Raw genomic sequence first — 22,368 nt, 5'->3', positions numbered from 1 at the left:
GGAGACGGGCAAGGATCGCATATTCGGCGCTGCCTGCTGCAGTGCGGCAGCGTGGCCGGAAACGTTGCCGCGGTAACGGTCGCACGTGTTCAGCGCACGCGCGGATGCGCCGTCATCTCCGCTGCGCGGCCAGCTCGGCGATGCGCGCGTTGTGCGTGATCAGCTCGCGGCACTCGACTGCGAAGATGCCCATCTGCCCGACCTTGAATTCGATCCAGGCCAGGTCCAGCTCGGGCAGCAGCTTGACCAGGTGCTGCTCGGACTCGCCGACTTCGCAGATCAGCAGGCCGTCCTGCGACAGGTGCAGCGGCGCGTCGCGCAGGATCTTCAGCACCAGGTCCAGGCCATCCGGACCGGCGCGCAGGCCCAGCTCCGGTTCGTACGAGTATTCCTTCGGCAACGCGTCGGTCTCGTCGTCGGTGACGTACGGCGGATTGGTGACGATCAGCTCGTAGTGGCGCCCGGTCAGGCCGGCGAACAGGTCGGACTTGAGCAGGGTGACGTTGTCGGCGTGCAGGCGCGCCTTGTTCTCACCGGCCAGGGCCAGCGCGTCGTCGCTGATGTCCACGCCGTCGACCTGCCAGTCCGGGTTGTAGTGGCCCATGGCGATGGCGATACAGCCCGAGCCGGTGCACAGGTCCAGCGCGCGGCGCACCTCGCGACCGCCCAGCCAGGGCTCGAAGCCGCCTTCGATCAGCTCGGCGATCGGCGAGCGCGGCACCAGTGCGCGCGCGTCGCTCTTGAAGTTGAGGCCGGCGAACCACGCCTCGCCCGCCAGGTAGGCGGCCGGCACGCGCTCGTCGATGCGGCGCTGGAACAGGGCCAGGATCCTGTGCTTTTCCCGGGTGGTCAGCCGCGACTGGCCGTAGACCGGGCTCAGGTCGTGCGGCAGGTGCAGCGCATGCAGGACCAGCTGGGTCGCCTCGTCCATCGCGTTGTCGTAGCTGTGGCCGAAGGTCAGCCCGGCTTCGTTGAAGCGGCTGCCGCCGTAGCGGATCAGGTCGATGATCGTGTGCAGCTCGGCAGCCGGATCTGCGGTCATGGCGCGCGCCGCGCAGGCGGCTGGTTCGGAAACGGGCCGCGATTATAGGCCATCGGCCGGCAACGACGGCCCTGCCCGCCGCTGCCGCACGTATCATGGCTGGCCCGAAAGCCGCTTCCGGACGCCTTCCGCATGTTCAACCGCACCTTCGGCTACATCCTGGTCGCCGCGCTGGCCGCCGGCCTGGGGCTGCTGGCCGCGCGCCATTTCCTCGGCGGCGACACCGCTCCGGCCGCGCCGGCGCTGCAGGCCGTGACCCTGCTTCCGCAGCCGCGGGACCTGCCGGCCTTCAACCTGCGCCAGTCCGATGGCACCCCGCTGGTCGCCGGCGAACTGGCCGGGCACTGGACCCTGGTGTTCCTGGGTTTCACCTTCTGCCCGGACGTTTGCCCCACGACCCTGGCGGAGCTGGCGCAGGCGCAGAAGCAGTGGCAAGCGTTGCCCGAATCCACCCGCCCGCGCGTGCTGTTCGTGTCGGTGGACCCCGACCGCGACACGCCCGGCAAGACCGGCGAGTACGCCCACGCCTTCCACCCGGATACGCTGGCCGCCACCGCCGACGTGCCCGCGCTGGAGAAGTTCGCCACCTCCGTCGGCTTCGTCTTCATGAAGGTGCCGGGCAAGAACTTCGAACAGAACCCGCAGGACTACAGCGTGGACCACTCGGCGAACATCGCGGTGCTCGATCCGCAGGGCCGCCTGGCCGGGCTGATCCGCCCGCCGTTCCAGCCGCAGGCCATCGCCAGCGACCTGGCCCTGCTGACTGCCGCGGACCGCGCGCCGTGAGCCTGGCCACCACGCTGAGCTGGGTGCTGCCGCACCGGCTGCTGTCCTCGATCGCGCGCAGCGCCGCCTACTCGGAAAACCCCTGGCTCAAGCAGCGCTTCATCGACACGGTGCTGCGCAATTTCGATGTCGACCTGGCCGAGGCCGCCAACCCGGATCCAGCGTCGTACGCCAGCTTCAATGCTTTCTTCACCCGTGCGCTGAAGCCCGGCGCGCGCACGCCCGACCCGGATCCGCGTGCGCTGCTGATGCCCGCCGACGGGCGGATCAGCCAGCTCGGCGCGATCGAGGCCGACGGCCGCATCTTCCAGGCCAAGGGTCAGTCGTTCACGGCGGCCGAACTGCTCGGCGACAGCGAAGCGGCGCGGGTATTCGCCGGCGGCAGCTTCGCAACCGTCTACCTGTCGCCGCGCGACTACCACCGCGTGCACATGCCCTGGACAGGCACCCTGCGCGAGACCGTGCACGTGCCCGGCCGGCTGTTCAGCGTCGGCCCGGCCGCGGTCCGCAAGGTGCCACGACTGTTCGCGCGCAACGAGCGGCTGGTCTGCCACTTCGACACCGACTTCGGGCCGATGGCCTCGGTGATGGTCGGTGCGCTGCTGGTATCGGGCGTGGAAACGGTGTGGAGCGGTGAGGAGATCCCGGCCTACGGCGACGACATCACGCGCAAGGACTGGCGTGGCAAGGGCATCGTGCTGGAGCGTTTCGCCGAGATGGCGCGCTTCAACTACGGCTCGACGGTCATCGTGCTGCTGCCGCCGGGTGCAGCGACGCTGGCGCCGGGGCTTGCCGCCGAATCACCGGTGCGCCTGGGCCAGGCGCTGGCGCACCGTCGAAGCTGAGCAACGGCTACTGGCGGCGCCTGCGGGCGCTACACGACCCTACCCGCCTGTGCGATATCGCGCGTCAGCGAGGCTCGCCCCAGCGCCGCGTACTGCGCGCCGCCTCCGTGGACCGTGTTCCGCAGGCTTTCCAACCGCATACGTCCTGCACCCGTCCGCGGCGCGTCAGGCCTCGCACGCAGCCGCTGCGCTGGCGTCCTGCACGCTCTTGATCCTTGTAGGAGCGGGCATGACCGCGACACCACATCCTCTGAATGCCGGGCGTCGCCACCCGACGTCGTCGGGTCGCGGTCATGCCCGCTCCTACAGAACACAGGCAGAGCCCGGCGCGAAAGGCTGGCCAGCGACGTCCGCTTACCGGCTGCAACCCTCGAGCCGGATCTGCTGGCCCTGGCGGACGCTGTAGCCCGGCGCCTTGAGCCCGTTGGCGCGCGCCAGGGTTTTCACTTCGCAGCCGTAACGCTGGGCGATGCGGCCCAGGGTGTCGCCCTTGGCGACGCGATGGGTGCGCGCTTTCGGCTTCGCCGCCGGAACCGGCGCCGGCACAAACGCGGCATCGCCCGGCAACGGCACCACTTCGCCTACGGCGACATTGCCCGATCGCGTATCGCTGACGATCGCGGCATTGACGTCGGCGGTGACCAGCGCACGCGCCAGATCCGTGCGGGCACCGCCGCTGCAATGGCGTGCGTACAGGCCAGCGACGCGGGTGGTGGCGTTGAGCGTGGTGCCGGCCGGGATCCAGCTCTCGGCCTCGTAGCGCGGATTGAGGTTGCGCAAGGTGCGCATGTAGCCGTCGCGGTTGCCGTGGTTGCCCAGGCAGATGGTCAGCTCGTAGATGCTCGCCGGCCGCGCCAGCTTGAACGTTGCCGGATGCGCGTCGACCTTGGGGAAGCTGACCCCGTACTGGCGCGGGTGCAGGTAGATCCAGGCCGCGGCGATGACCATTGGCACGTAGTCGCGGGTCTCGGCCGGGAACTGGCCGTAGACCGACGCGTCCCAGAAACCGGTGCCGCCGCTTTGGCGGTGCACGCGCAAGGCGCGGCCTTCGCCGCCGTTGTAGCCGGCCAGCGAGAGCTCCATGTCGTTGTTGAGCTGGCGCAGCCGCTCGTTCAGGTAGGCGGCGCTGGCCATGGCCGCGCTGCGCGGGTCATAGCGGCTGTCGAAGCCGCTGTCGTCGGGACCGAGGCCGAAGCGGCGACCAGTGGCGGGCATGAACTGCATCGGCCCGGCCGCGCCTGCGCGCGAAACCGCATGCACGCGGCCGTTGGATTCCTTGGCCATGATCCCGAACAGCAGCGCCTCCGGCAGCCCGCGTCGCTCGAACTCCGGCCACATCAGGTGGCGCATGACCTGGTAGTTCTCGTAGCTGTCCATCAGCTGCGGGCGCATGTCGGTCAGCCAGCGGCGGATGCCGGCCTGGATCGCCGGGTTGAACTTCACCATCCGGTCGAACGCATGGCGATTGTCATCGCCGAGCAGGCGCGCGGCGCGGGCCGCCTCCGGGATGTCGGCCGCCAGCGCGGTATCGGCTTCCAGCAGGGCCTCTTCGCCCGGGTCCTCGTCCAGCTCCTCGCCGGCGGTGTCGATCTCGGCCTTGAGCAGCCGCTTCCAGGTCGCCAGCAGGTCCGACATCGGGCAGCCGCGCTGCTTCACGCAGGCGTCGACCACATCTTCCATGTCCTCGAGCGCGGCATTGCTTTCGGTCACGCCCTTGGCGTCGCCATTGGCGGCCAGGACCAGCGCGTTGTTGTAGCGTTGCTCGGCGGTGGCCATGCGCTGGACCAGCACGTCGGCCGCGACCTTGTCCTTGGCGGAGACGCGCTGCGCAAGGGCGGATGGACTGGCGCAGACCAGCAGGAGGGCCGCCAGCGGCCAGTATTTCGGAAAGCGGGGGAACATCAGCGACTTCGTACGACGAAAGCGACCGGCAGGTTAGCCGTGGGAAGCGCCGGGCGGCAAGCCGCGGCACACCGGCTAGAATCGCCGGGGCAACCCACTCCGCGATCCGCAATACCGCCAAGAGGCCATGAATGGACCCGATCCTGCTGGGCAAGGGCATCACCGACGACATCCCGGTCCCCCTGCTGCCGAAGTACGGCAACCGCCACGGGCTGGTCGCCGGCGCCACCGGCACCGGCAAGACCGTGACCCTGATGACCCTGGCCGAAGGCTTCTCGCGGATCGGCGTGCCGGTGTTCATGGCCGACGTGAAGGGCGACGTGGCCGGACTGGCCGTGGCCGGCCAGGGCGGCGATGCGCTGGTGCAGCGCGCCGCGGAAATCGGCGTGGCCGGCTACGCGCCGGAGGCCAGCCCGGTGGTGTTCTGGGACCTGTACGGCAAGCTCGGACATCCGGTACGCACCACGGTCAGCGAAATGGGGCCGACCCTGCTTGGGCGGATCCTCGAACTCAACGACACCCAGTCCGGGGTGCTCGACATCGTGTTCAAGCTGGCCGACGACCGCGGCCTGCTGCTGCTGGACCTGGACGACCTGCGCGCATTGCTCGCCCTTGTCGTGGAGGAGCGCAAGTCCGTGTCGACCGAATACGGCCTGGTCAGCGCGCAGTCGGTCGCGGCGATCCAGCGCGCGCTGCTGCGCCTGTCGCAGGACGGTGGCGAAGGTTTCTTCGGCGAGCCGGCCCTGGAACTGGCCGACCTCATGCGCGTCAACCACGACGGCCGTGGCGTGATCGGCATCCTTGCCGCCGACCAGCTGGTGCTCAAGCCGCGCCTGTACGCGACCTTCCTGCTGTGGCTGCTGTCGGAGCTGTTCGAGAACCTGCCCGAGGTGGGCGACCTGGACAAGCCGAAACTGGCCTTCATCTTCGACGAGGCCCACCTGCTGTTCGACGACGCGCCGGCCGCGCTGCAGCAGCGCATCGAACAGGTGGTGCGGCTGATCCGCTCCAAGGGCGTGGGCGTGTATTTCTGCTCGCAGTTCCCCGACGACGTGCCGGACAACATCCTCGGCCAGCTCGGCAACCGCGTGCAGCATGCGCTGCGCGCCTATACCCCGCGCGACCAGAAGGCGGTCAGGACCGCCGCCGAGACCTTCGTGCCGAATCCCAAGCTGGATGTCGCCGCGACGCTTTCAAAACTCGGCACCGGCGAAGCGCTGGTCTCGACCCTGCAGGACAAGGGCGTGCCCTCGCCCGTGCAGCAGACCAAAATCGCGCCGCCGCGCTGCCGGATGGGTGCGATCAGCGAAACCGAACGCAGCCAGGTCCGCGCCGGCAGCCCGGTCGGCACCCGCTACGACCAGGCAGTCGATCGCGAATCGGCCGCGGAAAAACTGGCCGGGCGCGCGCAGGCCGCGGCCGATGCCGCCGAAGCGCCGCCGGCACGTGGCACCGGCACGCGCGGCGGACGCGCCCAGCCGCAGGAAGAAGGCGGCATCGGCAAGACCGTCAGCGACGTGCTGTTCGGCAACGGCCGTCGCCAGGGCGTTATCGAAGCGTCGAGCAAGCAGGCCGCGCGCACCATCACCAACCAGATCGTGCGCGGGATCCTGGGCGGCCTGTTCGGCGGCAAGAAGCGCTGAAACATGTGCGTAGCAGCGTCTCCATGATGTTTTTCCCGCGCAGCCTGCTGGCGCTGCTGGCGATCGTCTTTCCAGCAGGCACCCTCGCATCGGATGCGGCCGACCGTGAGCTCCCGGCGATGTCCGGCACGTTCTTCGGAAGCGTGCCGCTCGCAGGCTGCACCCACGCCGATGCCCTGCTCCGGCTCGGCCCCGACCGGCGCTATGCGATGCAGGCGCATTGCCGCACTACCCTCGAGGACCTGCCACTCGAACAGGGCGACTGGTCGATGGAGTGGAACGGCACCTGTGTGCGGCTGGTGCCCGACGGCCTGGCAGGTGCGCGCGAATTCGCCATCGCACTGGACGACCTGCTGGTTCTCGCGGAGGGCAGCTGCATCGAACCGGTCGAGGATCCCCGCGGCCGCAGCCTGCACCGCGCGCAACCCACCCCGTGGGCACGCTGACATGTCGCGCTGGCGGCCACCACCGGAGAAAAGCACCGCGCTGATCACGCGCGGCGGCCATGACCGGCTCAAGGCCGAACTGGACGAGTTGTGGCGGGTGAAACGACCGGAAGTGGTCAAGGCACTGGCGGCAGCGGCAGCCGAGGGCGACCGCTCGGAGAACGCCGAATACACCTACCGCAAGAAGCAGCTCGGCGAGATCGACCGGCGCGTACGCTACCTGAGCAAACGCCTGCCCGCCCTTCGCGTGGTCGACGAAGTCCCAGCCGATCCGGAAGCGGTGTTCTTCGGAGCGTGGATCGAGCTGGAGCGCATCGACAGCGGCGACCTGAGCCGTTATCGCATCGTCGGACCGGACGAAACCGATGCGGCGACCGGCTGGATCAGCATCGATTCGCCGCTGGCGCGGGCGCTGCTGAAGAAGCGCGTCGACGATGAAGTCGAAGCACAGCTGCCGGGCGGACCGGCACGCTTCGCGATCATCTCGGTGGAGTACGGCGCAGCGCCTCTGTAGGAGCGGGCATGACCGCGACACTGACGCCGTCGACGTGCGCGACGCCTTGTTATTCAAAGCGCATCGGTGTCGCGGTCATGCCCGCTCCTACGAAGGCAGAACCGGACCCGCCGCGCCCGACACCGTCAGACCAGCCGCAGACCCAACGATGAGACGTCGCCGGTTTCGGCGTATTCGACTTCGCCGTACAGGTCGTGCTCGTCGCTGCCCATGATCCGCACGTCGACGAATTCGCCCGCTCGCAGGCCGGCATCGCGGCCATCCTGGATCTGCACGACGCCATCGATCTCCGGCGCATCGGCCGTCGAACGGGCGATCGCCAGCTCGCCGTCGACCAGGTCGACGAGGCAGCGCTGCACGGTGCCGACCTTCGCTTCCAGGCGCGCGGCGGAAATTTCGCCCTGCCGTTCCATGAAGCGGGCGAGGCGCTCCTGCTTGACCTCTTCGGGCACCGGATCGGGCAGCGCGTTGGCCGCCGCGCCGTCCACCGGCGAATAGGCGAATGCGCCGACGCGGTCGAGTTGCGCCTCGTCGAGGAAATCGAGCAGTTCCTCGAATTCGGCCTCGGTCTCGCCGGGGAAGCCGACGATGAAGGTCGAGCGCAGGGTCAGCTCCGGACACATCGCGCGCCAGCGCTGCACGCGCTCCAGGGTCTTGTCGACCGCGCCCGGACGCTTCATCAGCTTGAGCACGCGCGGGCTGGCATGCTGGAACGGGATGTCCAGGTACGGAAGCACCTTTCCCTCGGCCATCAGCGGGATCACGTCGTCCACGTGCGGGTACGGATAGACGTAATGCAGGCGGGTCCAGGCATCGAGCTCGGAAAGGCCTTCGCACAGCGCCTTCATCCGGGTCTGGTATTCGCGGCCACGCCAACTGCGCGACGCGTACTTCACGTCGACGCCATAGGCCGAGGTGTCCTGCGACACCACCAGCAGTTCGCGCACGCCGCCCTTGACCAGGCGTTCGGCCTCGCGCAGCACCTCGTCGACCGGGCGCGACACCAGGTCGCCGCGCATCGACGGGATGATGCAGAAGCTGCAGCGATGGTTGCAGCCTTCGGAAATCTTCAGGTACGCGTAGTGGTGCGGGGTCAGCTTGAGTCCGTAGTCCGGAACGAGATCCAGGAACGGGTCGTGCTTGGGCGGCAACGCCGCGTGCACGGCTTCCATCACGCTGCCGTAGTCCTGCGGGCCGGAGACCGAAAGCACGTCCGGGTACTGCGCACGGATCAGTTCCGAGCGCTTGCCCAGGCAACCGGTCACGATGACCTTGCCGTTCTCGTTCATCGCCTCGCCGATGGCGTCCAGCGATTCGGCCACCGCCGAGTCGATGAAGCCGCAGGTGTTGACCACCACCACGTCGGCGTCGTCGTAGCTGGGAACGATGTCGTAGCCCTCGACCCGGAGCTGGGTGAGGATGCGCTCGGAATCGACCAGCGCTTTCGGGCAGCCGAGGCTGACGAAGCCGACTTTGGGGTTCTGCAGTGACATGGGCGGGGACTTGGGGAGCGGGCTGCCGGAACGGTGGCGGTCCCGGCGTGGCCGGGGGCGCGGAATTATACCTGCCGCAGCTGTACCGCCCCGGACGCCGGGCGCCGCGCCGTAGAGCGGGGCTTGCCCCGCTGCGCCGGCACGGAGAGGAGCCGCGCGAGCCCAGCTCAACCGGGCAGCCCTGTGCAGCGGCGACGCCCATAATGGGCACCCGACCGGACGAGGCAGCCACCCATGGGCCAGTGGATCCAGCTCGACACCCCGCACGGCGCGGTGGCCGCGTGGCAGGCCGACCCGGGACCGGCGCCGAAGGCCGGCCTGGTGGTGATCCAGGAGATCTTCGGGGTCAACGCACACATCCGCGATGTCGCCGACGGTTACGCCGCCGACGGCTATGCGGTCCTGGCCCCGGCCCTGTTCGACCCGGTCGAGCGCGGCGTCGAACTGGGCTACGACGAGGCCGGCTTCGCCCGCGGCCGCGAGCTGGTCGGCCAGCTCGGCCTGGACCCGGCCCTCGACATCGTCGCCAGCGCCGCCGCGCACCTGCGCGCCCACCTGGCCGCCTCCCAGGCCCGGCAGGTGATCGGCACGGTCGGCTACTGCTGGGGCGGCACCGTGGCGATGCTGTCGGCGCTGAAGCTGGGGCTGCCGTCGGTCAGCTACTACGGCGCGCGCGACCTGCCCTTCCTCGAGGACCCGGCCCTGGTCGCGGCGCCGCGCGCACCGGTGATGTTCCACTTCGGCGAGCACGACCCGTCGATCAAGCCCGAAGCGGTCGAGGCGCACCGGCGCGCCCTGCCCTCGATGCCCGTGCATGCCTATCCGGCCGGGCACGCGTTCAACCGGGAGGTCGATCCAAAGGCCTACGACAAGGGCAGCGCCAACCTGGCGCGGGCGCGCAGCCTGGCGTTCTTCGGCGAGCACCTGCGATGAGCGGCGGATTCGAACTGGATCCGCGCCTGGCCGCCGACAGCGCGTTCGTCGCCGACGGCCCGCTGTCGCAGGTGCGACTGATCGACGACACCCGTTTCCCGTGGCTGGTGCTGGTGCCGCGCGTGGCCGGCGCGACCGAATGGATCGACCTGGACGGCAGCCAGCAACGCCTGCTGCTGGCCGAACTCAACCAGGTCTCGCAGCTGCTGCGCGGCGAGCCGGGGGTGGAGAAACTCAACATCGGCGCGCTCGGCAACATCGTCCGCCAGCTGCACGTGCACGTGGTCGGCCGCCATGCCGGCGATCCGGCCTGGCCGGGCCCGGTGTGGGGGAGTGGCCCGATGCAGCGTCACGCACCCGAAGCGCTGCACATGCTTACGGCGCGCTGGCGGCAACGGCTAGCATAGGCGCCCGTTCCCACTACCGACCTGACCACCATGGGCTCCAACCTGTTCGCCGCACTCGTCCTGATCGTCCTGGGCCTGTTCTTCCTGGCCCGCAACCTGGGATGGATCGACAGCGGGCTGGGCAGCCTGCTGGCTACCTGGTGGCCGGCGATCCTGGTGGCGGTCGGGGTCGGCCTGCTGTTCAAACGCAAGTAGACCCACCCTCGCCGCAAGCAGAAGGGCGCGGAATCCGCGCCCTTCATGCATCCGCGTGCCTGTGGAGTTCAGGTCCGCGGCAGGGTGACCCCGGTCTGGCCCTGGTACTTGCCGCCGCGGTCCTTGTACGAAGTCTCGCAGACGTCGTCGGCATCGGACTGGAAGAACAGCATCTGCGCCACGCCCTCGTTGGCGTAGATCCGCGCCGGCAGCGGCGTGGTGTTGCTGAATTCCAGGGTCACGTGCCCTTCCCACTCCGGCTCCAGCGGGGTCACGTTGACGATGATCCCGCAGCGCGCATAGGTGCTCTTGCCCAGGCACACCACCAGCGTGTCGCGCGGGATCCGGAAGAACTCGACGGTACGCGCCAGGGCGAAGGAGTTCGGCGGGATGATGCACTCGTCGGCCTCGATGTCGACGAAGCTCTTCGGATCGAAGTGCTTGGGGTCGACGATCGTGGAGTTGATGTTGGTGAACACCTTGAACTCGCGCGAGCAGCGCACGTCGTAGCCGTAGCTGGAAGTGCCGTAGCTGACGATGCGCTCGCCGTTCGCGTGCTTGACCTGGCCCGGCTCGAACGGCTCGATCATTCCGTGCTGCTCGGCCATGCGGCGGATCCAGCGGTCGCTCTTGATGCTCATGCGGTGTTCCCTGGGGCGCCCCGGCCCGTGACCGTCGAATTGTAGAGCGGGCCCGGCCGGCCTGCATGCCGCGCCGGCCCGGTTGCCCTTCGTGATGGCCGCCACCGCTGCCCGGCCAGCCGGGCAGGCCCGGCTCTCCGGAACGGCGGCCTACGCCAGCGTTGCGCTGATCGGAATCGACGCTCGCGGCCTTCCGGCCAGGTGCGCGGCCAGCGACTGCGCAGCGGCGAGATAGGCCCGCGCCGGCGCCGAATCCGGCGCGGCCGCAACCACCGGCGTACCGGCATCGCCCTGTTCGCGGATGCGCAGGTCCAGCGGCAGCGACCCGAGCAGCGGCACCCCGTACTGGGCGGCCATCGCCTGGCCGCCGCCCTGGCCGAACAGGTGCTCGGCATGCCCGCAGTTCGAACACACGTGCACGGCCATGTTCTCGACAATGCCCAATACCGGCACGTGCACCTTCTCGAACATCTTCAGCGCCTTGCGCGCGTCGAGGGTGGCGATCTCCTGCGGCGTGGTCACGATCACCGCGCCGGCCACCGGGATCTTCTGCGCCAGGGTCAACTGGATGTCGCCGGTGCCCGGCGGCAGGTCGACCAGCAGGTAATCGAGGTCGCCCCAGCGGGTGTCGGCGAACAGCTGGGTCAGCGCCGAGGTGGCCATCGGCCCGCGCCAGATCATCGGCGTGTCGGTATCCACCAGCAGGCCGATCGACATGGCCTCGACGCCGAACGCGCGCATCGGCTCGATCGACTTGTCGTCGGGGCTCTCGGGCCGGCCGGACAGGCCGAGCATGGCGGGCACGCTCGGCCCGTAGACGTCGGCGTCGAGCACGCCCACCCTCGCCCCCAGCCGCTGCAGGGCCAGGGCCAGGTTCACCGCGGTGGTCGACTTGCCGACGCCGCCCTTGCCCGAACCAACGGCGATGACGTTGCGCACGCGGGCTATCGGAGACAGGCCGGGCTGGGGCGCATGCGCGGCGATGCGCGTGAGGACGTCAAAGGCGGCCAGCATCCCACCTTCGCCCTCCACTTTCGCGGCGACCTGCTCCCGCAGGCCCGATACGGCCTCATCCGCCAGCGGATACCCGCTCACCAGCTGGACGCGGTGCTCGCGTCCCTCGGCCCGGACCTCCCAGCGCACCCGCGGCGGGGCGAGGACGAGCCCGGAAATCGGGTCGACGAGAAGCCCGAAAGAGGAAGTAAGAGTAGAGAAGTTGCTCATGAAATCAGGCCATCAGTTGTGACGGACGTCATTGTGACAAATGGATGCATTTGGAATTAAAAGCGTGTTAAGGTCGAATTCGGCCAGTTGTTATGGTCGTATTCAGCTTTGACCCAAGGGGTTGGGTCATTCGTTCCGACTTGTTAGGGGATTCCTCATTATGAACAAGCGCTACCACGCTCCCAAGCGTAGCCGCCTGAGTGCGGCCCTTATTTCTGCGCTGGTCCTGCCGCTGCTTGCCGGTCAGGTACTTGCACAGGAAACGGACTCGGCCAGCACGGCCTCCGCAGAAGCGCAGTCCACCCAGGCAGCGGCTACCTCGGGTGGCACCGCCAACCTGGACAAGGTGACGGTCGTCGGTTCGCGCATCAAGCGCGCCGAGATCGAAGGCCCGACCCCGGTCACCGTGATCACCCGCGAGGACATCGACCGCGAAGGCTTCCAGAGCGTCGCGGACATGCTGCAGAGCCTCAGCCAGAATTCCTCGACCTCCTTCACCGGCGACCTCGGCGTGACCGGCTTCTCGCCCAACGCCCAGGTGGTGAACCTGCGCAACCTGGGCCCGGGCTACACCCTGGTGCTGATCAACGGCCGCCGCCCGGCCATGTACCCGCAGCCGTACAACCGCGACAACAACGTGGTCAACACGCGCGCCATTCCCCAAGCCGTGGTCGAGCGCGTGGAAGTGCTTGCCGGCGGCGCCTCGGCGATCTACGGCTCCGACGCGGTGGCTGGCGTGGTCAACATCGTCACCCGCCAGAACTACGACGGCAACCTGGTGCGCCTGATCGCCGGCACCACCACCAACGGCGGCGGCGACACCGGCGGCGTTGAACTGGTCGGCGGCAAGACCGGCGACCGCTGGAGCGCCACCTGGGCCTTCCAGTACCGCAACACCGAAGCGGTATTCGCCGACCAGCGCGACTGGCTGGCCGACACCCGCAATGGCCCGCTGGGACCGGACTTCACCAACCCGGCGCTGTCGCTGATCATGATCCGCGGCCTGGCCAACGCCAATGGCCCGGTCAACCACAACGCCTACTACCCTGGCGCCGCAGCCTGCGACGCGCTCGGCTTCGAGACCCGCACCACCGCCGCACGCGGCACGTACTGCGGCTCGTTCACCCAGCCCGGCTCGCGCACCATCTCCAACAAGAGCGAGTACTGGTCGGCTTACGGCTACGGCACGTTCGACATCACCGACACCACCCAGGCCTGGGCCAGCCTGCAGTACTACGGCAGCGACGCGGCCTCCAGCTCCGGCACCGAGTTCTGGGGCACCAGCGGTGACCGCTTCAATACCACCCGCACCGGCTCGGCCTCCGCGTACGTGTACAACACCAGCACCCGCGATCTGGTGCAGCTGCAGCGCGTCTTCTCGCCCGAGGAACTGGGCGGCCCCGAAGCGGCCACCACCCTCTATGACGAGTCGACCTACGAGGTGGCCGGTGGCGTACGTGGCATGTTCGGCGACCGCTTCGACTGGGAGGCGTACGGCAGCTACGGCTTCTACGACTACACCGCGGACCGCCCGCGCCTGCTCGCCCAGGCCGTGCACGATTACTTCCTCGGCCCGCGCCTGGGTTGGGCCAGCACGACCGGCGTGATCAGCCCGACCGGCACGTACGCGGCGCACAACATCAACCTGGCCCGCTGGTCTGCCCCGATCACCCCGGAAATCTACAAGTCGTTCGCCACCCGCGTGGTCAACCGCTCGGAGACCACCGCGGCCACCGCCGGCTTCAACGTCAGCGGCGACCTGTTCGAGCTGCCGGCCGGCGCAGTCGGTTTCGCCGGCATCATGGAGTGGAACCGCTCGACCATGGACCTGGTCAGCGATCCTCGCCTTGACCAGCTGCGCCCGCTCGACAACCAGACCGTCTACAACCTGACCAGCTCGGGCGAGACGCACGGCGAGCGCGACCGTTATGCCGTCGGCGCCGAGTTCCGCATCCCGATCTTCGACAGGCTGACCGCACAAGCGGCGTTGCGCTGGGACCAGTACGACGACATCTCCTCTGTCGACGACGCGGTCACCTACAACTTCGGCGTGGAATGGCGCCCGCTCGATTCCCTGTTGTTCCGCGGCTCGTACGCCACCAGCTTCCGCGCCCCGGACATGCAGCTGATCTATGCCGAGGGTGCAGCGTCGTACGCCGCCGTGCTGGACGAGTACGCCTGCCGCGCCGGCATCGGTGCCGGTGCCGCAGGTGGCCCGCGTACCCGCACGCAGTGCAACGTGACCGGCGACCCGACCATCTACCAGACCCAGACGCTCATCGCGGGCAACGCCGAGCTGAAGGAAGAGGAAGGCGAGTCGTGGGGTGCCGGCCTGGTGTGGGACATCACCGACAACATGTCGGCGTCGCTGGACTACTACCGCATCAAGCTGACCGACGCCGCGTCGCAGTTCTCCAACGACTACCTGCTGCAGACCGAGGCCGCGTGCCGCCTGGGCACCTACAGCGACGGAAGCGCGGCGCCGACCGCGTCGGTGTGCAACAACGTCTACTCGCTGGTCACTCGTGAAAGCGCGCCGGGAACCCCGAACGACCAGCGCGTGCAGCGGATCAACTCGGCGTACATCAACACCGCGCTGACCGACACCAGCGGCATGGATGCGACCTATCGCTGGCGCTACGACACCGACCGCGCCGGCACGTTCACCACCGACCTGGCCTACACGCTGGTGCTGACCAACAAGTACAAGCAGACCGCCGACGACGACCTGATCGACTATCGCGATGTTGCGCCGAACTACTCCTGGACCCCCCAGCGCAGCCGCGTGCGCGGCAGCGTGAGCTGGAACTACGGCGACTGGACCACCACGGTGTTCGGCACGCGTCTGGGCTCGGCGTACTCCAACGCCGCGGTCGACGGCACCAACACCGCTGGCGATTTCTACTCGCGTCGCCTGCCGCCCTACATGCTCTACAACCTGACCGTCGCCAAGAAGTTCGGCGACAACGTGCAGGCGGAACTGCAGGTCATCAACGTGCTGGACAACCAGTACCGCGAAGACAACAGCTTCACCGCACATCCGTTCTACCAGCCGTGGATCGGCGCCGACCCGCTGGGCCGCCGCCTGTACATGTCGCTGTCCTGGCGCTTCTGATCCCAGATGCGCCACAACGGAAAAGCCCGGCGAAAGCCGGGCTTTTCTTTGTCGAAGAGGAACCCAAGGAGCATCGATGAACTACAGGAACGCAACCTTCCTCATTGCAGCGGCACTGGCTGCTCCCGCGGCAGCGTGGGCCGCCGGCGGACAGATCCCGATCCAGGACTTTGTCAAGCACCCCACCTACAGCGGCGTGAAGATTTCACCGGATGGCCAGTACCTGGCCATGACCGTGGACCGCGGCGAGCAGGACGTGCTCACCGTATTGCGCACCGATAACCTGTCCGTGGTGAAGATCAACCAGTTGCCGGACGACAAGAGCGTCGGCGCCTTCCACTGGACCAGCCCAGACCGGCTCATGTTCACCGCGGTACGCAAGCTGGGCAGCTACGAGGCCCCCTTCGGCACCGGCGAGTGGTACGCGGTGAATGCCGATGGCAGCCAGCCGCGCCCGCTGATCTTCTACGGCACCCGCGATGCGACCCAGCGCGGCAAGCAGGTGGACAACGAGCGCTTCTCGCTGCTCGACACCCTGCGCGACGACGACCGCAACGTGATCATGGAAGTGAACTTCCCGCTTTCGAAGGAAGGCGCGGGCACCGAACTGGTGATGATGGACACGGTGACCGGTCGCCGCACCTCGCTCGGGCGCGCGCCGAAACCCGATTGCAGCATCGCGCTCGACGCCGCCAAGAAGGCGCGCTTCGCGGTCTGCACCTCCAGCCGCGGCGACGAAGGCGAGTACGACGAGCGCAGCGAACTCTATCGCCGCGAGGAGAACGGCACCTGGACGCTGGTAAGCGCCTCCAAGACCGGCGGCAAGCACCTGGACGTCGTGCACACCACGCCTGACGGCATCGTCTTCGCCTCGCAGAGCGACAACAGCGCACCGGCGGCGATCGGCACGCTGGACACGACGGACGGCTCGTTCACCGTGCTCCACCAGGACAAGGTGGCCGACATCTCGAGGATGATCTGGTCGACCGACGAGCGCAGCCTGCTCGCGGTGGTCACCGAGGCCGGCGCACCCAAGGTCACGATGATCGACGAGGCGCATCCGGATGCGGAGGTCTACGGTTCGCTGGCATCCGCCTTCCCGGGGGAGATGGTCGATTTCTCCAGCGCGACCAAGGATGGCAACCTGATCGTGGTATCGGTCTACAGCGACAGCAACCCGGGCGAGCTGTACCTCTACGACCGCAAGGCCGGCAAGGCGCGCTTCCTGATGCAGGGCCGCGCGTGGCTGAAGAAGGAGCAGATGGGCTCGGTCAAGCCGTTCTCTGTCGCCACCCGCGATGGCAAGACCATCCATGGCTACCTCACGCTGCCCAAAGGCAGCAGTGGCAAGAACCTGCCGCTGATCGTCAATCCGCACGGCGGACCGATCGGGCCACGCGATACCTGGCGCTTCAACAGCGAGGCGCAGATGTTCGCCAATCGCGGCTACGCGGTCCTGCAGGTCAACTTCCGCGGCTCCGGCGGCTATGGCGATGCCTTCCGCAACGCGGGGCACCGCCAGTGGGCGCAGGGCATCCAGAACGACATCCTCGATGCCACCCACTGGGCGATCCAGCAGGGTTACGCCGACAAGGAACGCATCTGCATCTACGGCGGCAGCTTCGGCGGCTACTCGTCGCTGATGGCGCCGATCCGGGAGCCGGGCCTGTTCAAGTGCGCGGTCGGCTACGTGGGCGTGTACGACATGGACATGATGTTCGTAAAGGGCGACATCCCCAAGCGGACGTCGGGCCAGCGGTTCCTGCGCCGTACGCTGGGCACCGACAAGGCAGAGCTGCGCGCCACCTCACCGACGTCGCAGGCAGACAAGGTCGGCATTCCGGTGCTCCTGGTCGCCGGGGCGCGCGACGAACGCGCCGTACCGGAACAGACCGAAGCCATGCGCGACGCACTGGTCAAGGCGGGCAACCCCCCGGTGGAAACCATCATCCAGTCCGGCGAGATGCACGGCTTCTACAAGGAAGAGAACAACCTGGCGCTGTACACGAAGATGCTCGACTTCTTCGGCCGGCACATCGGCGACCGGGTCACCGTCGGCACCCCTGCAAGGACCAACTGACGCTTCACGCCTGTCCCGGCCCGGCATGCCCGGGCCGGGAACCTTCCCGTGAGTCCTTGTGACTAACGGCGGTTCCGGCGCTGCGGGTGCCCCGGCAAAATGGCCCCGCGCATGGTCGCGCGACTCCGGAGGAAGGGATGGACGCAAAGCAAGGGAAGGTGGTCGGCCTGTTGCTGCTCGCATCGCTGTACGCACCGTTCGTGTCGGCGGCGGACAAGCCCGCGCCGGACCCGACCCAGGACGCGGTGATGATGAGTGGCGGCTTCCTGTCCTCGCATCCGGACCTGCGCTTCCGCCTGAACGGGCAGAAACAGTTCAAGGAAGGCAACCACGCCGACGCCTTCAGCTTCTTCAAGCGTGCCGCCTGGTACGGCGACAAGCCTTCGCAGGGCATGGTCGCGGAGATGCTCTGGACGGGCCAGGGCGTGGCCATGGATCGTCCGCTGGCCTATGCCTGGATGGACCTGGCGGCCGAACGCGGCTACGAAGGCTTCGTCGGCCACCGCGAGCGCTACTGGGCCGCCATGGACGAGGAGGAACGCACGCGCGCGCTGGAACTCGGCCAGGAGGTCTACGCCAAGTACGCCGATGCCGCCTCAGAACCGCGGCTGGCCGCGGTAATGCACCGCGAGCGCGCGAAACAGGCCGGCAGTCGCACCGGATTCACGGGCGCGCTGAAGATCTACGTGCCCGGGCCCGGCGGCACCTACGACCAGATCGACGGCTCCAAGTACTACGACGAGCGTTACTGGGATCCCAAGCAGTACCGTGCGCTGCAGGACTCGATCTGGGCACGCTCGTATACCGGCCGCGTGGACGTGGGTCCGGTCGAACAGATCGGGACCGATGACAACCCGAACTCCCGCGTACCGGCTACCGCACCGCAGGTCGACGCCGAGGAACCGAAGACGCCGGAACCGGACGATGCCGACCTGAGCAAGCCGACGCCGCGCTGACCGTACGCAGGCGTAGGCAGCCCGGGTCCGCTGCGCTAGAGTGGAACCACGGTCCGGCCGCCATGGCCGGACCTCCACGTCCTGGAGGGGATATGCGCAGTACCGGTTCCAAATCGCTTCTCGCCACCTTGCTGTTGCCGGTGCTGTTCGCCGCCGGTTCCGCCACCGCCGCCGACTCGGTCGTCGGCCGCTGGAAGACCGTCGACAGCGAGACCGGCAAGCCCAAGTCGATCGTCGAGATCACCCAGGCGCCGAACGGCGTCATCAGCGGCCACATCGTCGAGCTGCTCAACCCGAGCAAGCCCAACCCGGTCTGCGACAAGTGCAAGGACGACCGCAAGAACAAGCCGATCACCGGGATGGAGATCATCCGCGGGATGAAAGCCGAAGGTGGCGGCGCCTACGCCGGCGGCACCATCCTCAAGCCCGACGAAGGCAAGGTCTACAAGTCGAAGATGGAGCTGGTCGAGGGCGGCAAGAAGCTGGAGGTGTCCGGCTGCATCGCCTTCATCTGCAAGTCGCAGACCTGGATCCGCCAGTAATTCCACGCGACACGTGGCACGCACGCGACCCGGCCCCGGCCGGGTCGCTGCATTCCGGACGTGCGGTACGGCTGGTAAGCCACCCCGGGAGCGCCGCCCCTGCGCCGTACGCCTTGGAGGCGAAATCGACAAGGGAGGCAGCGGCCACCGGCCGATGCCGGGCGGCATTCGCACCCGAGGGGTGTGGTGCAGGACGTCACTGCAGCCTTCCCGGCCACGCAGGCACCCGTAAGTAATCGCGTGCCGGAGCAGGCCCGCTCCGGCAGCGTGCGATAATCGCCGGCCCCTGGATCCAAGCCGACCATGACCCGCTCCGCGCTCGTCACCAATGCCCTGCCCTACGCCAACGGCCCGCTGCACCTGGGCCACCTGGTCGGCTACATCCAGGCCGACATCTGGGTCCGGGCGCGACGCATGCGCGGCGATACGGTGCATTACGTCTGCGCCGACGACACCCATGGCACGCCGATCATGCTCGCCGCGGAAAAGGCCGGGGTCACCCCCGAGGCCTTCATCGCCGGCATGCAGGCCAGCCATGAGCGTGACTTCCTTGGTTTCGGGGTCGCATTCGACCACTACGACTCGACCAACTCGACGGCCAACCGCGAGCTGACCGAACTGCTCTACTCGCGCCTTGAAGCCGGCGGCCACATCGGCCGGCGCTCGATCGCGCAGTTCTACGATCCGGCCAAGGGCATGTTCCTGCCTGACCGCTACATCAAGGGCACCTGCCCCAACTGCGGCACGGTCGACCAGTACGGCGACAACTGCGAAGTCTGTGGCGCGACCTACGCGCCGACCGACCTGAAGGACCCGAAGTCGGTGCTGTCCGGCGCCACGCCGGAAATGCGCGACTCCGAGCATTTCTTCTTCGAGGTCGGCCGGTTCGAGGGCTTCCTGCGGCAGTGGCTGGCCGGCGACGTGGCCCTGCCGGGCGTCAAGGCCAAGCTGATGGAGTGGCTGGACGCCGAGGGTGGCTTGCGCGCCTGGGACATCTCCCGCGACGCGCCCTACTTCGGCTTCCAGATTCCCGGCCAGCCGGGCAAGTACTTCTATGTCTGGCTGGATGCGCCGATCGGCTACCTGTCCAGTTTCCGCAACCTGTGCGCGGAGAAGGGCCACGACTTCGAAGCATTCCTGCGCAAGGGCACCGACGCCGCGCCCAACCCCACCGAACTGCACCATTTCATCGGCAAGGACATCGTCAATTTCCACGGCCTGTTCTGGCCGGCCGTCCTGGAAGGCGTCGGGTTCCGCGCACCCACCCGGCTGCACGTCAACGGCTACCTGACCGTGGACGGCGCCAAGATGTCCAAGTCGCGCGGTACCTTCATCATGGCCCGCACCTACCTGGACGCGGGCCTGGAACCGGAGGCGTTGCGTTACTACTACGCCTGCAAGTCCTCGGGCGGCGTCGACGACCTGGACCTGAACCTGGGCGACTTCGTGGCGCGCGTGAACAGCGACCTGGTCGGGAAGTTCGTGAACCTGGCAAGCCGCTGCGCGAAGCTACTGGAGACCCACTTCGGCAACACGCTGTACCGTTTCTCCGGTCAGGCGGGCGAAGCCGACGCGTTCACGGAGGGCTGGCTGCAGGAATCACGTGACTTGCTGGCGAACATCCTGGCCGGCCTGCAGCTCGGCGCGGACCAGTACGAGAAGAACAACTTCGCGGCCGTCGCGCGCCACGCCATGGCCGCAGCCGACGTGGCCAACGAGTACATCGCCAGGACCGCGCCGTGGGCGCTGGCCAAGGATCCGTCCCGCCGCAATGACCTGCACCTGGTGTTGACCACCGCGTTGCAGGCATTCGCCGACATCGCCGGCTCGCTCAAGCCGATCCTGCCGGTCACCGCCGCCAAGGCCGAGCAGTATCTCGGCGTGACGCTCGCACTGGGGCAGCGCGTCGAACTCGAAGACCGCACCCTCGCCGCGTACCAGCCCCTGTTCACCCGTATCGACACCAAACTCATCGACGCCATGACCGAAGCCTCCAGGGACACCCTCGCCGCTGCCGCCCCCGTCGCACCGGCGATCGAGAAGAAGGTGGAATCGAAGCCCGCCGCACCGGTGGCCGACAACGCTGCTGCGCCGAACATCGGCATCGAGGATTTCGCCAAGCTCGACCTGCGCATCGGCACGGTGCTCGAATGCGGCTTCGTCGAGGGCTCCGACAAGCTGCTGCGCTTTCTGCTCGACGCCGGTGACCTGGGCAAGCGCCAGATCTTCTCCGGCATCCGCGCCAGCTATGGTGAGCCGGAGAAGCTCGTGGGCCGCAGCGTGGTGTTCATCGCCAACCTCGCGCCGCGCAAGATGCGTTTCGGGATCAGCGAAGGCATGATCCTGTCCGCCGGTTTCGACGGCGGCGCGCTCGCGTTGCTGGACGCCGACACCGGTGCGCAGCCCGGCATGCCGGTACGCTGACCCGCTTCGGGAGAATGCCGCTTCCGGCCGACTCCGCCTGAAGCAGCGATGCTGCCGCGACGACGCACACAGTCCCCGTCAACGTGCTGTTTTGCCAATCTTCCGCCACCGCCGTCGCCACAGTGACCCGATGGATCTCGCGCTCGTCGACTTCGACCACACCGTCACCACCTGCGACACCTATGCGCGCTTCCTTCGCAGCCTGGCAACGCCGCAGCAGCTCACTGCGTCGAAGTGGAGCATCGGTCCGTGGCTGGCCGGCTACCGGCTGGGCGTGGTATCAGCCGCGGCGCTGCGCACGCGGGTGACCCGCGTCGTGTTCAGCGGGCGCGATCCGCAGCAAGTGGCCGAAGCAGGCGCCCGCTACGCCGCCGAACAGCTACCCGCCCTGTTGCGGCCGGAAATGATGCAGCGCCTGGACTGGCACCGCGATCGCGGCGATACCGTGGTGCTGGTCTCAGGCTCGCTGGATGCGTACCTGCAACCCTGGTGCGATCGCCACGGCCTGGAACTGGTCTGCAATCGACTGGAGGCAATCGACGGACGCCTCACGGGCCGCTACCTCGGCGGCGACCGTGGCGGGCACAAGGCCGCCGACATCCGCGCGCGCTACGATGTGCACGCCTACGCGCGCATCCACGCCTACGGCGACAGCCGCGAGGACCGGCCGATGCTGGCCCTCGCGCACGAGCGCTGGTACCGCGGCCGCCGCGTCGCCTGACACGGCTGGCCAAACCGCAACGAACCGATGCCCGACCACGCCCCCGACCTCAGCGAACACCTCGACTGCCTGCTGCCGCAGACCCAATGCGGCCAGTGCGGCTATCCGGGGTGCCGGCCGTATGCCGAGGCGATGGCGCGTGGCGAGGCGGGTCCGGACCATTGCCCGCCCGGGGGCGACGCGGGCGCACGCGCACTTGCCCTGCTGCTCGACGTAACGCCCGTGCCGTACGACCGCAGCCGTGGCACGCACAAGCCGGCGCAGGTGGCGGTCGTGGTGGAGGCCGACTGCATCGGCTGCACCAAGTGCATCCAGGCCTGTCCGGTCGATGCGATCATCGGCGCCTCCAAGCTCATGCACGTGGTGATCGATCCGCTGTGCACGGGTTGCGAGCTGTGCGTGCCGGCGTGCCCGGTCGATTGCATCGTGATGGAGCCTGTAGCGCACGCCTAGATGTGG

20 protein-coding genes are annotated in these 22,368 nt (G+C 68.2%); 15 read left to right on the top strand and 5 right to left on the bottom strand.

The features are described 5' to 3' along the window. Positions 1 to 112 precede the first annotated feature (112 nt). A complete protein-coding gene (gene prmB / locus CSC65_RS05140) occupies positions 113 to 1,042 on the bottom strand; it encodes a 50S ribosomal protein L3 N(5)-glutamine methyltransferase (RefSeq protein ID WP_162409103.1) in 930 nt (309 codons plus the stop codon). A gap of 132 nt (positions 1,043 to 1,174) precedes the next feature. Between prmB and CSC65_RS05135 the strand changes: the two genes are divergently transcribed. Together CSC65_RS05135 and asd are read left to right on the top strand one after the other, a co-directional pair. After that, positions 1,175 to 1,828 carry an SCO family protein gene (locus CSC65_RS05135; protein WP_162409102.1) on the top strand — a complete coding sequence of 218 codons (654 nt, stop codon included), beginning with the start codon at positions 1,175 to 1,177 and terminating at the stop codon, positions 1,826 to 1,828. Beyond that, a complete protein-coding gene (asd, locus tag CSC65_RS05130) occupies positions 1,825 to 2,673 on the top strand; it encodes an archaetidylserine decarboxylase (RefSeq protein WP_162409101.1) in 849 nt (282 codons plus the stop codon). The genes CSC65_RS05135 and asd overlap by 4 nt, the downstream gene beginning before the upstream one ends. Positions 2,674 to 3,027: 354 nt before the next feature. On the opposite strand, the gene CSC65_RS05125 is transcribed toward asd, so the two are convergent. Beyond that, complete coding sequence (locus tag CSC65_RS05125; protein ID WP_162409100.1) at positions 3,028 to 4,575, bottom strand: lytic transglycosylase domain-containing protein; 1,548 nt, start codon at positions 4,573 to 4,575, stop codon at positions 3,028 to 3,030. A 131-nt stretch (positions 4,576 to 4,706) separates the two neighbouring features. Here CSC65_RS05125 and CSC65_RS05120 point away from each other — a divergent pair, with 131 nt between their 5' ends. Genes CSC65_RS05120 through greB form a run of 3 tightly spaced genes read left to right on the top strand, consistent with a single transcriptional unit; the run spans position 4,707 to position 7,178 of the window. Continuing rightward, positions 4,707 to 6,218 (top strand): helicase HerA-like domain-containing protein, encoded by a 1,512-nt coding sequence (locus CSC65_RS05120; RefSeq protein ID WP_162409099.1) that lies wholly within the window; start codon positions 4,707 to 4,709, stop codon positions 6,216 to 6,218. A gap of 23 nt (positions 6,219 to 6,241) precedes the next feature. After that, entirely contained in the window at positions 6,242 to 6,664 is a 423-nt protein-coding gene (locus CSC65_RS05115; protein ID WP_162409098.1) for a hypothetical protein, read from the top strand. Position 6,665: 1 nt separating this feature from the next. Beyond that, positions 6,666 to 7,178, top strand: a complete 513-nt coding sequence (gene greB / locus CSC65_RS05110) for a transcription elongation factor GreB (protein ID WP_162409097.1) — start codon at positions 6,666 to 6,668, stop codon at positions 7,176 to 7,178. 125 nt (positions 7,179 to 7,303) lie between these two features. On the opposite strand, the gene rimO is transcribed toward greB, so the two are convergent. Next, a complete protein-coding gene (gene rimO / locus CSC65_RS05105; protein ID WP_162409096.1) occupies positions 7,304 to 8,671 on the bottom strand; it encodes a 30S ribosomal protein S12 methylthiotransferase RimO in 1,368 nt (455 codons plus the stop codon). A gap of 234 nt (positions 8,672 to 8,905) precedes the next feature. Here rimO and CSC65_RS05100 point away from each other — a divergent pair, with 234 nt between their 5' ends. From CSC65_RS05100 to CSC65_RS16125, 3 genes are read left to right on the top strand one after another with little or no spacing between them, the layout of a single operon-like run. Next, on the top strand, positions 8,906 to 9,604 hold the full coding sequence (locus tag CSC65_RS05100; protein ID WP_162409095.1) for a dienelactone hydrolase family protein: 699 nt from the start codon (positions 8,906 to 8,908) through the stop codon (positions 9,602 to 9,604). Beyond that, positions 9,601 to 10,011 (top strand): HIT family protein, encoded by a 411-nt coding sequence (locus CSC65_RS05095; protein WP_162409094.1) that lies wholly within the window; start codon positions 9,601 to 9,603, stop codon positions 10,009 to 10,011. The genes CSC65_RS05100 and CSC65_RS05095 overlap by 4 nt, the downstream gene beginning before the upstream one ends. A 30-nt stretch (positions 10,012 to 10,041) precedes the next feature. Continuing rightward, complete coding sequence (locus CSC65_RS16125) at positions 10,042 to 10,206, top strand: LiaI-LiaF-like domain-containing protein (protein WP_202922832.1); 165 nt, start codon at positions 10,042 to 10,044, stop codon at positions 10,204 to 10,206. Positions 10,207 to 10,274: 68 nt separating this feature from the next. On the opposite strand, the gene dcd is transcribed toward CSC65_RS16125, so the two are convergent. Beyond that, entirely contained in the window at positions 10,275 to 10,847 is a 573-nt protein-coding gene (gene dcd / locus CSC65_RS05090) for a dCTP deaminase (RefSeq protein WP_162409092.1), read from the bottom strand. A 150-nt stretch (positions 10,848 to 10,997) separates the two neighbouring features. Then, on the bottom strand, positions 10,998 to 11,861 hold the full coding sequence (gene apbC / locus CSC65_RS05085; protein WP_162409496.1) for an iron-sulfur cluster carrier protein ApbC: 864 nt from the start codon (positions 11,859 to 11,861) through the stop codon (positions 10,998 to 11,000). Positions 11,862 to 12,231: 370 nt separating this feature from the next. Here apbC and CSC65_RS05080 point away from each other — a divergent pair, with 370 nt between their 5' ends. The 7 genes from CSC65_RS05080 (at position 12,232) to rnfB (ending at position 22,362) form a co-directional block, all read left to right on the top strand. Beyond that, positions 12,232 to 15,186, top strand: a complete 2,955-nt coding sequence (locus tag CSC65_RS05080) for a TonB-dependent receptor domain-containing protein (RefSeq protein WP_162409090.1) — start codon at positions 12,232 to 12,234, stop codon at positions 15,184 to 15,186. Between the two features lie 76 nt (positions 15,187 to 15,262). Beyond that, complete coding sequence (locus tag CSC65_RS05075) at positions 15,263 to 17,266, top strand: S9 family peptidase (RefSeq protein ID WP_238390286.1); 2,004 nt, start codon at positions 15,263 to 15,265, stop codon at positions 17,264 to 17,266. Between the two features lie 137 nt (positions 17,267 to 17,403). Next, positions 17,404 to 18,222: a sel1 repeat family protein gene (locus CSC65_RS05070; RefSeq protein WP_162409088.1), complete on the top strand. Its 819-nt coding sequence runs from the start codon at positions 17,404 to 17,406 to the stop codon at positions 18,220 to 18,222. A 92-nt stretch (positions 18,223 to 18,314) separates the two neighbouring features. After that, entirely contained in the window at positions 18,315 to 18,764 is a 450-nt protein-coding gene (locus CSC65_RS05065; RefSeq protein WP_162409086.1) for a DUF2147 domain-containing protein, read from the top strand. Positions 18,765 to 19,067: 303 nt separating this feature from the next. Next, entirely contained in the window at positions 19,068 to 21,188 is a 2,121-nt protein-coding gene (metG, locus tag CSC65_RS05060) for a methionine--tRNA ligase (RefSeq protein ID WP_162409084.1), read from the top strand. Positions 21,189 to 21,318: 130 nt separating this feature from the next. Next, the gene (locus tag CSC65_RS05055) at positions 21,319 to 21,909 is read left to right on the top strand and encodes an HAD-IB family hydrolase (RefSeq protein ID WP_162409082.1); all 591 of its coding nucleotides are present in this window, start codon (positions 21,319 to 21,321) and stop codon (positions 21,907 to 21,909) included. Positions 21,910 to 21,936: 27 nt separating this feature from the next. Further along, entirely contained in the window at positions 21,937 to 22,362 is a 426-nt protein-coding gene (gene rnfB, locus CSC65_RS05050; protein WP_162409080.1) for an Rnf electron transport complex subunit RnfB, read from the top strand. Positions 22,363 to 22,368 lie beyond the last annotated feature (6 nt).

Source organism: Pseudoxanthomonas daejeonensis (assembly GCF_010093205.1).
In the GTDB taxonomy this organism is placed as follows: Bacteria; Pseudomonadota; Gammaproteobacteria; order Xanthomonadales; family Xanthomonadaceae; genus Pseudoxanthomonas; species Pseudoxanthomonas daejeonensis.
This window is presented reverse-complemented; position numbering and strand designations above follow the sequence as displayed.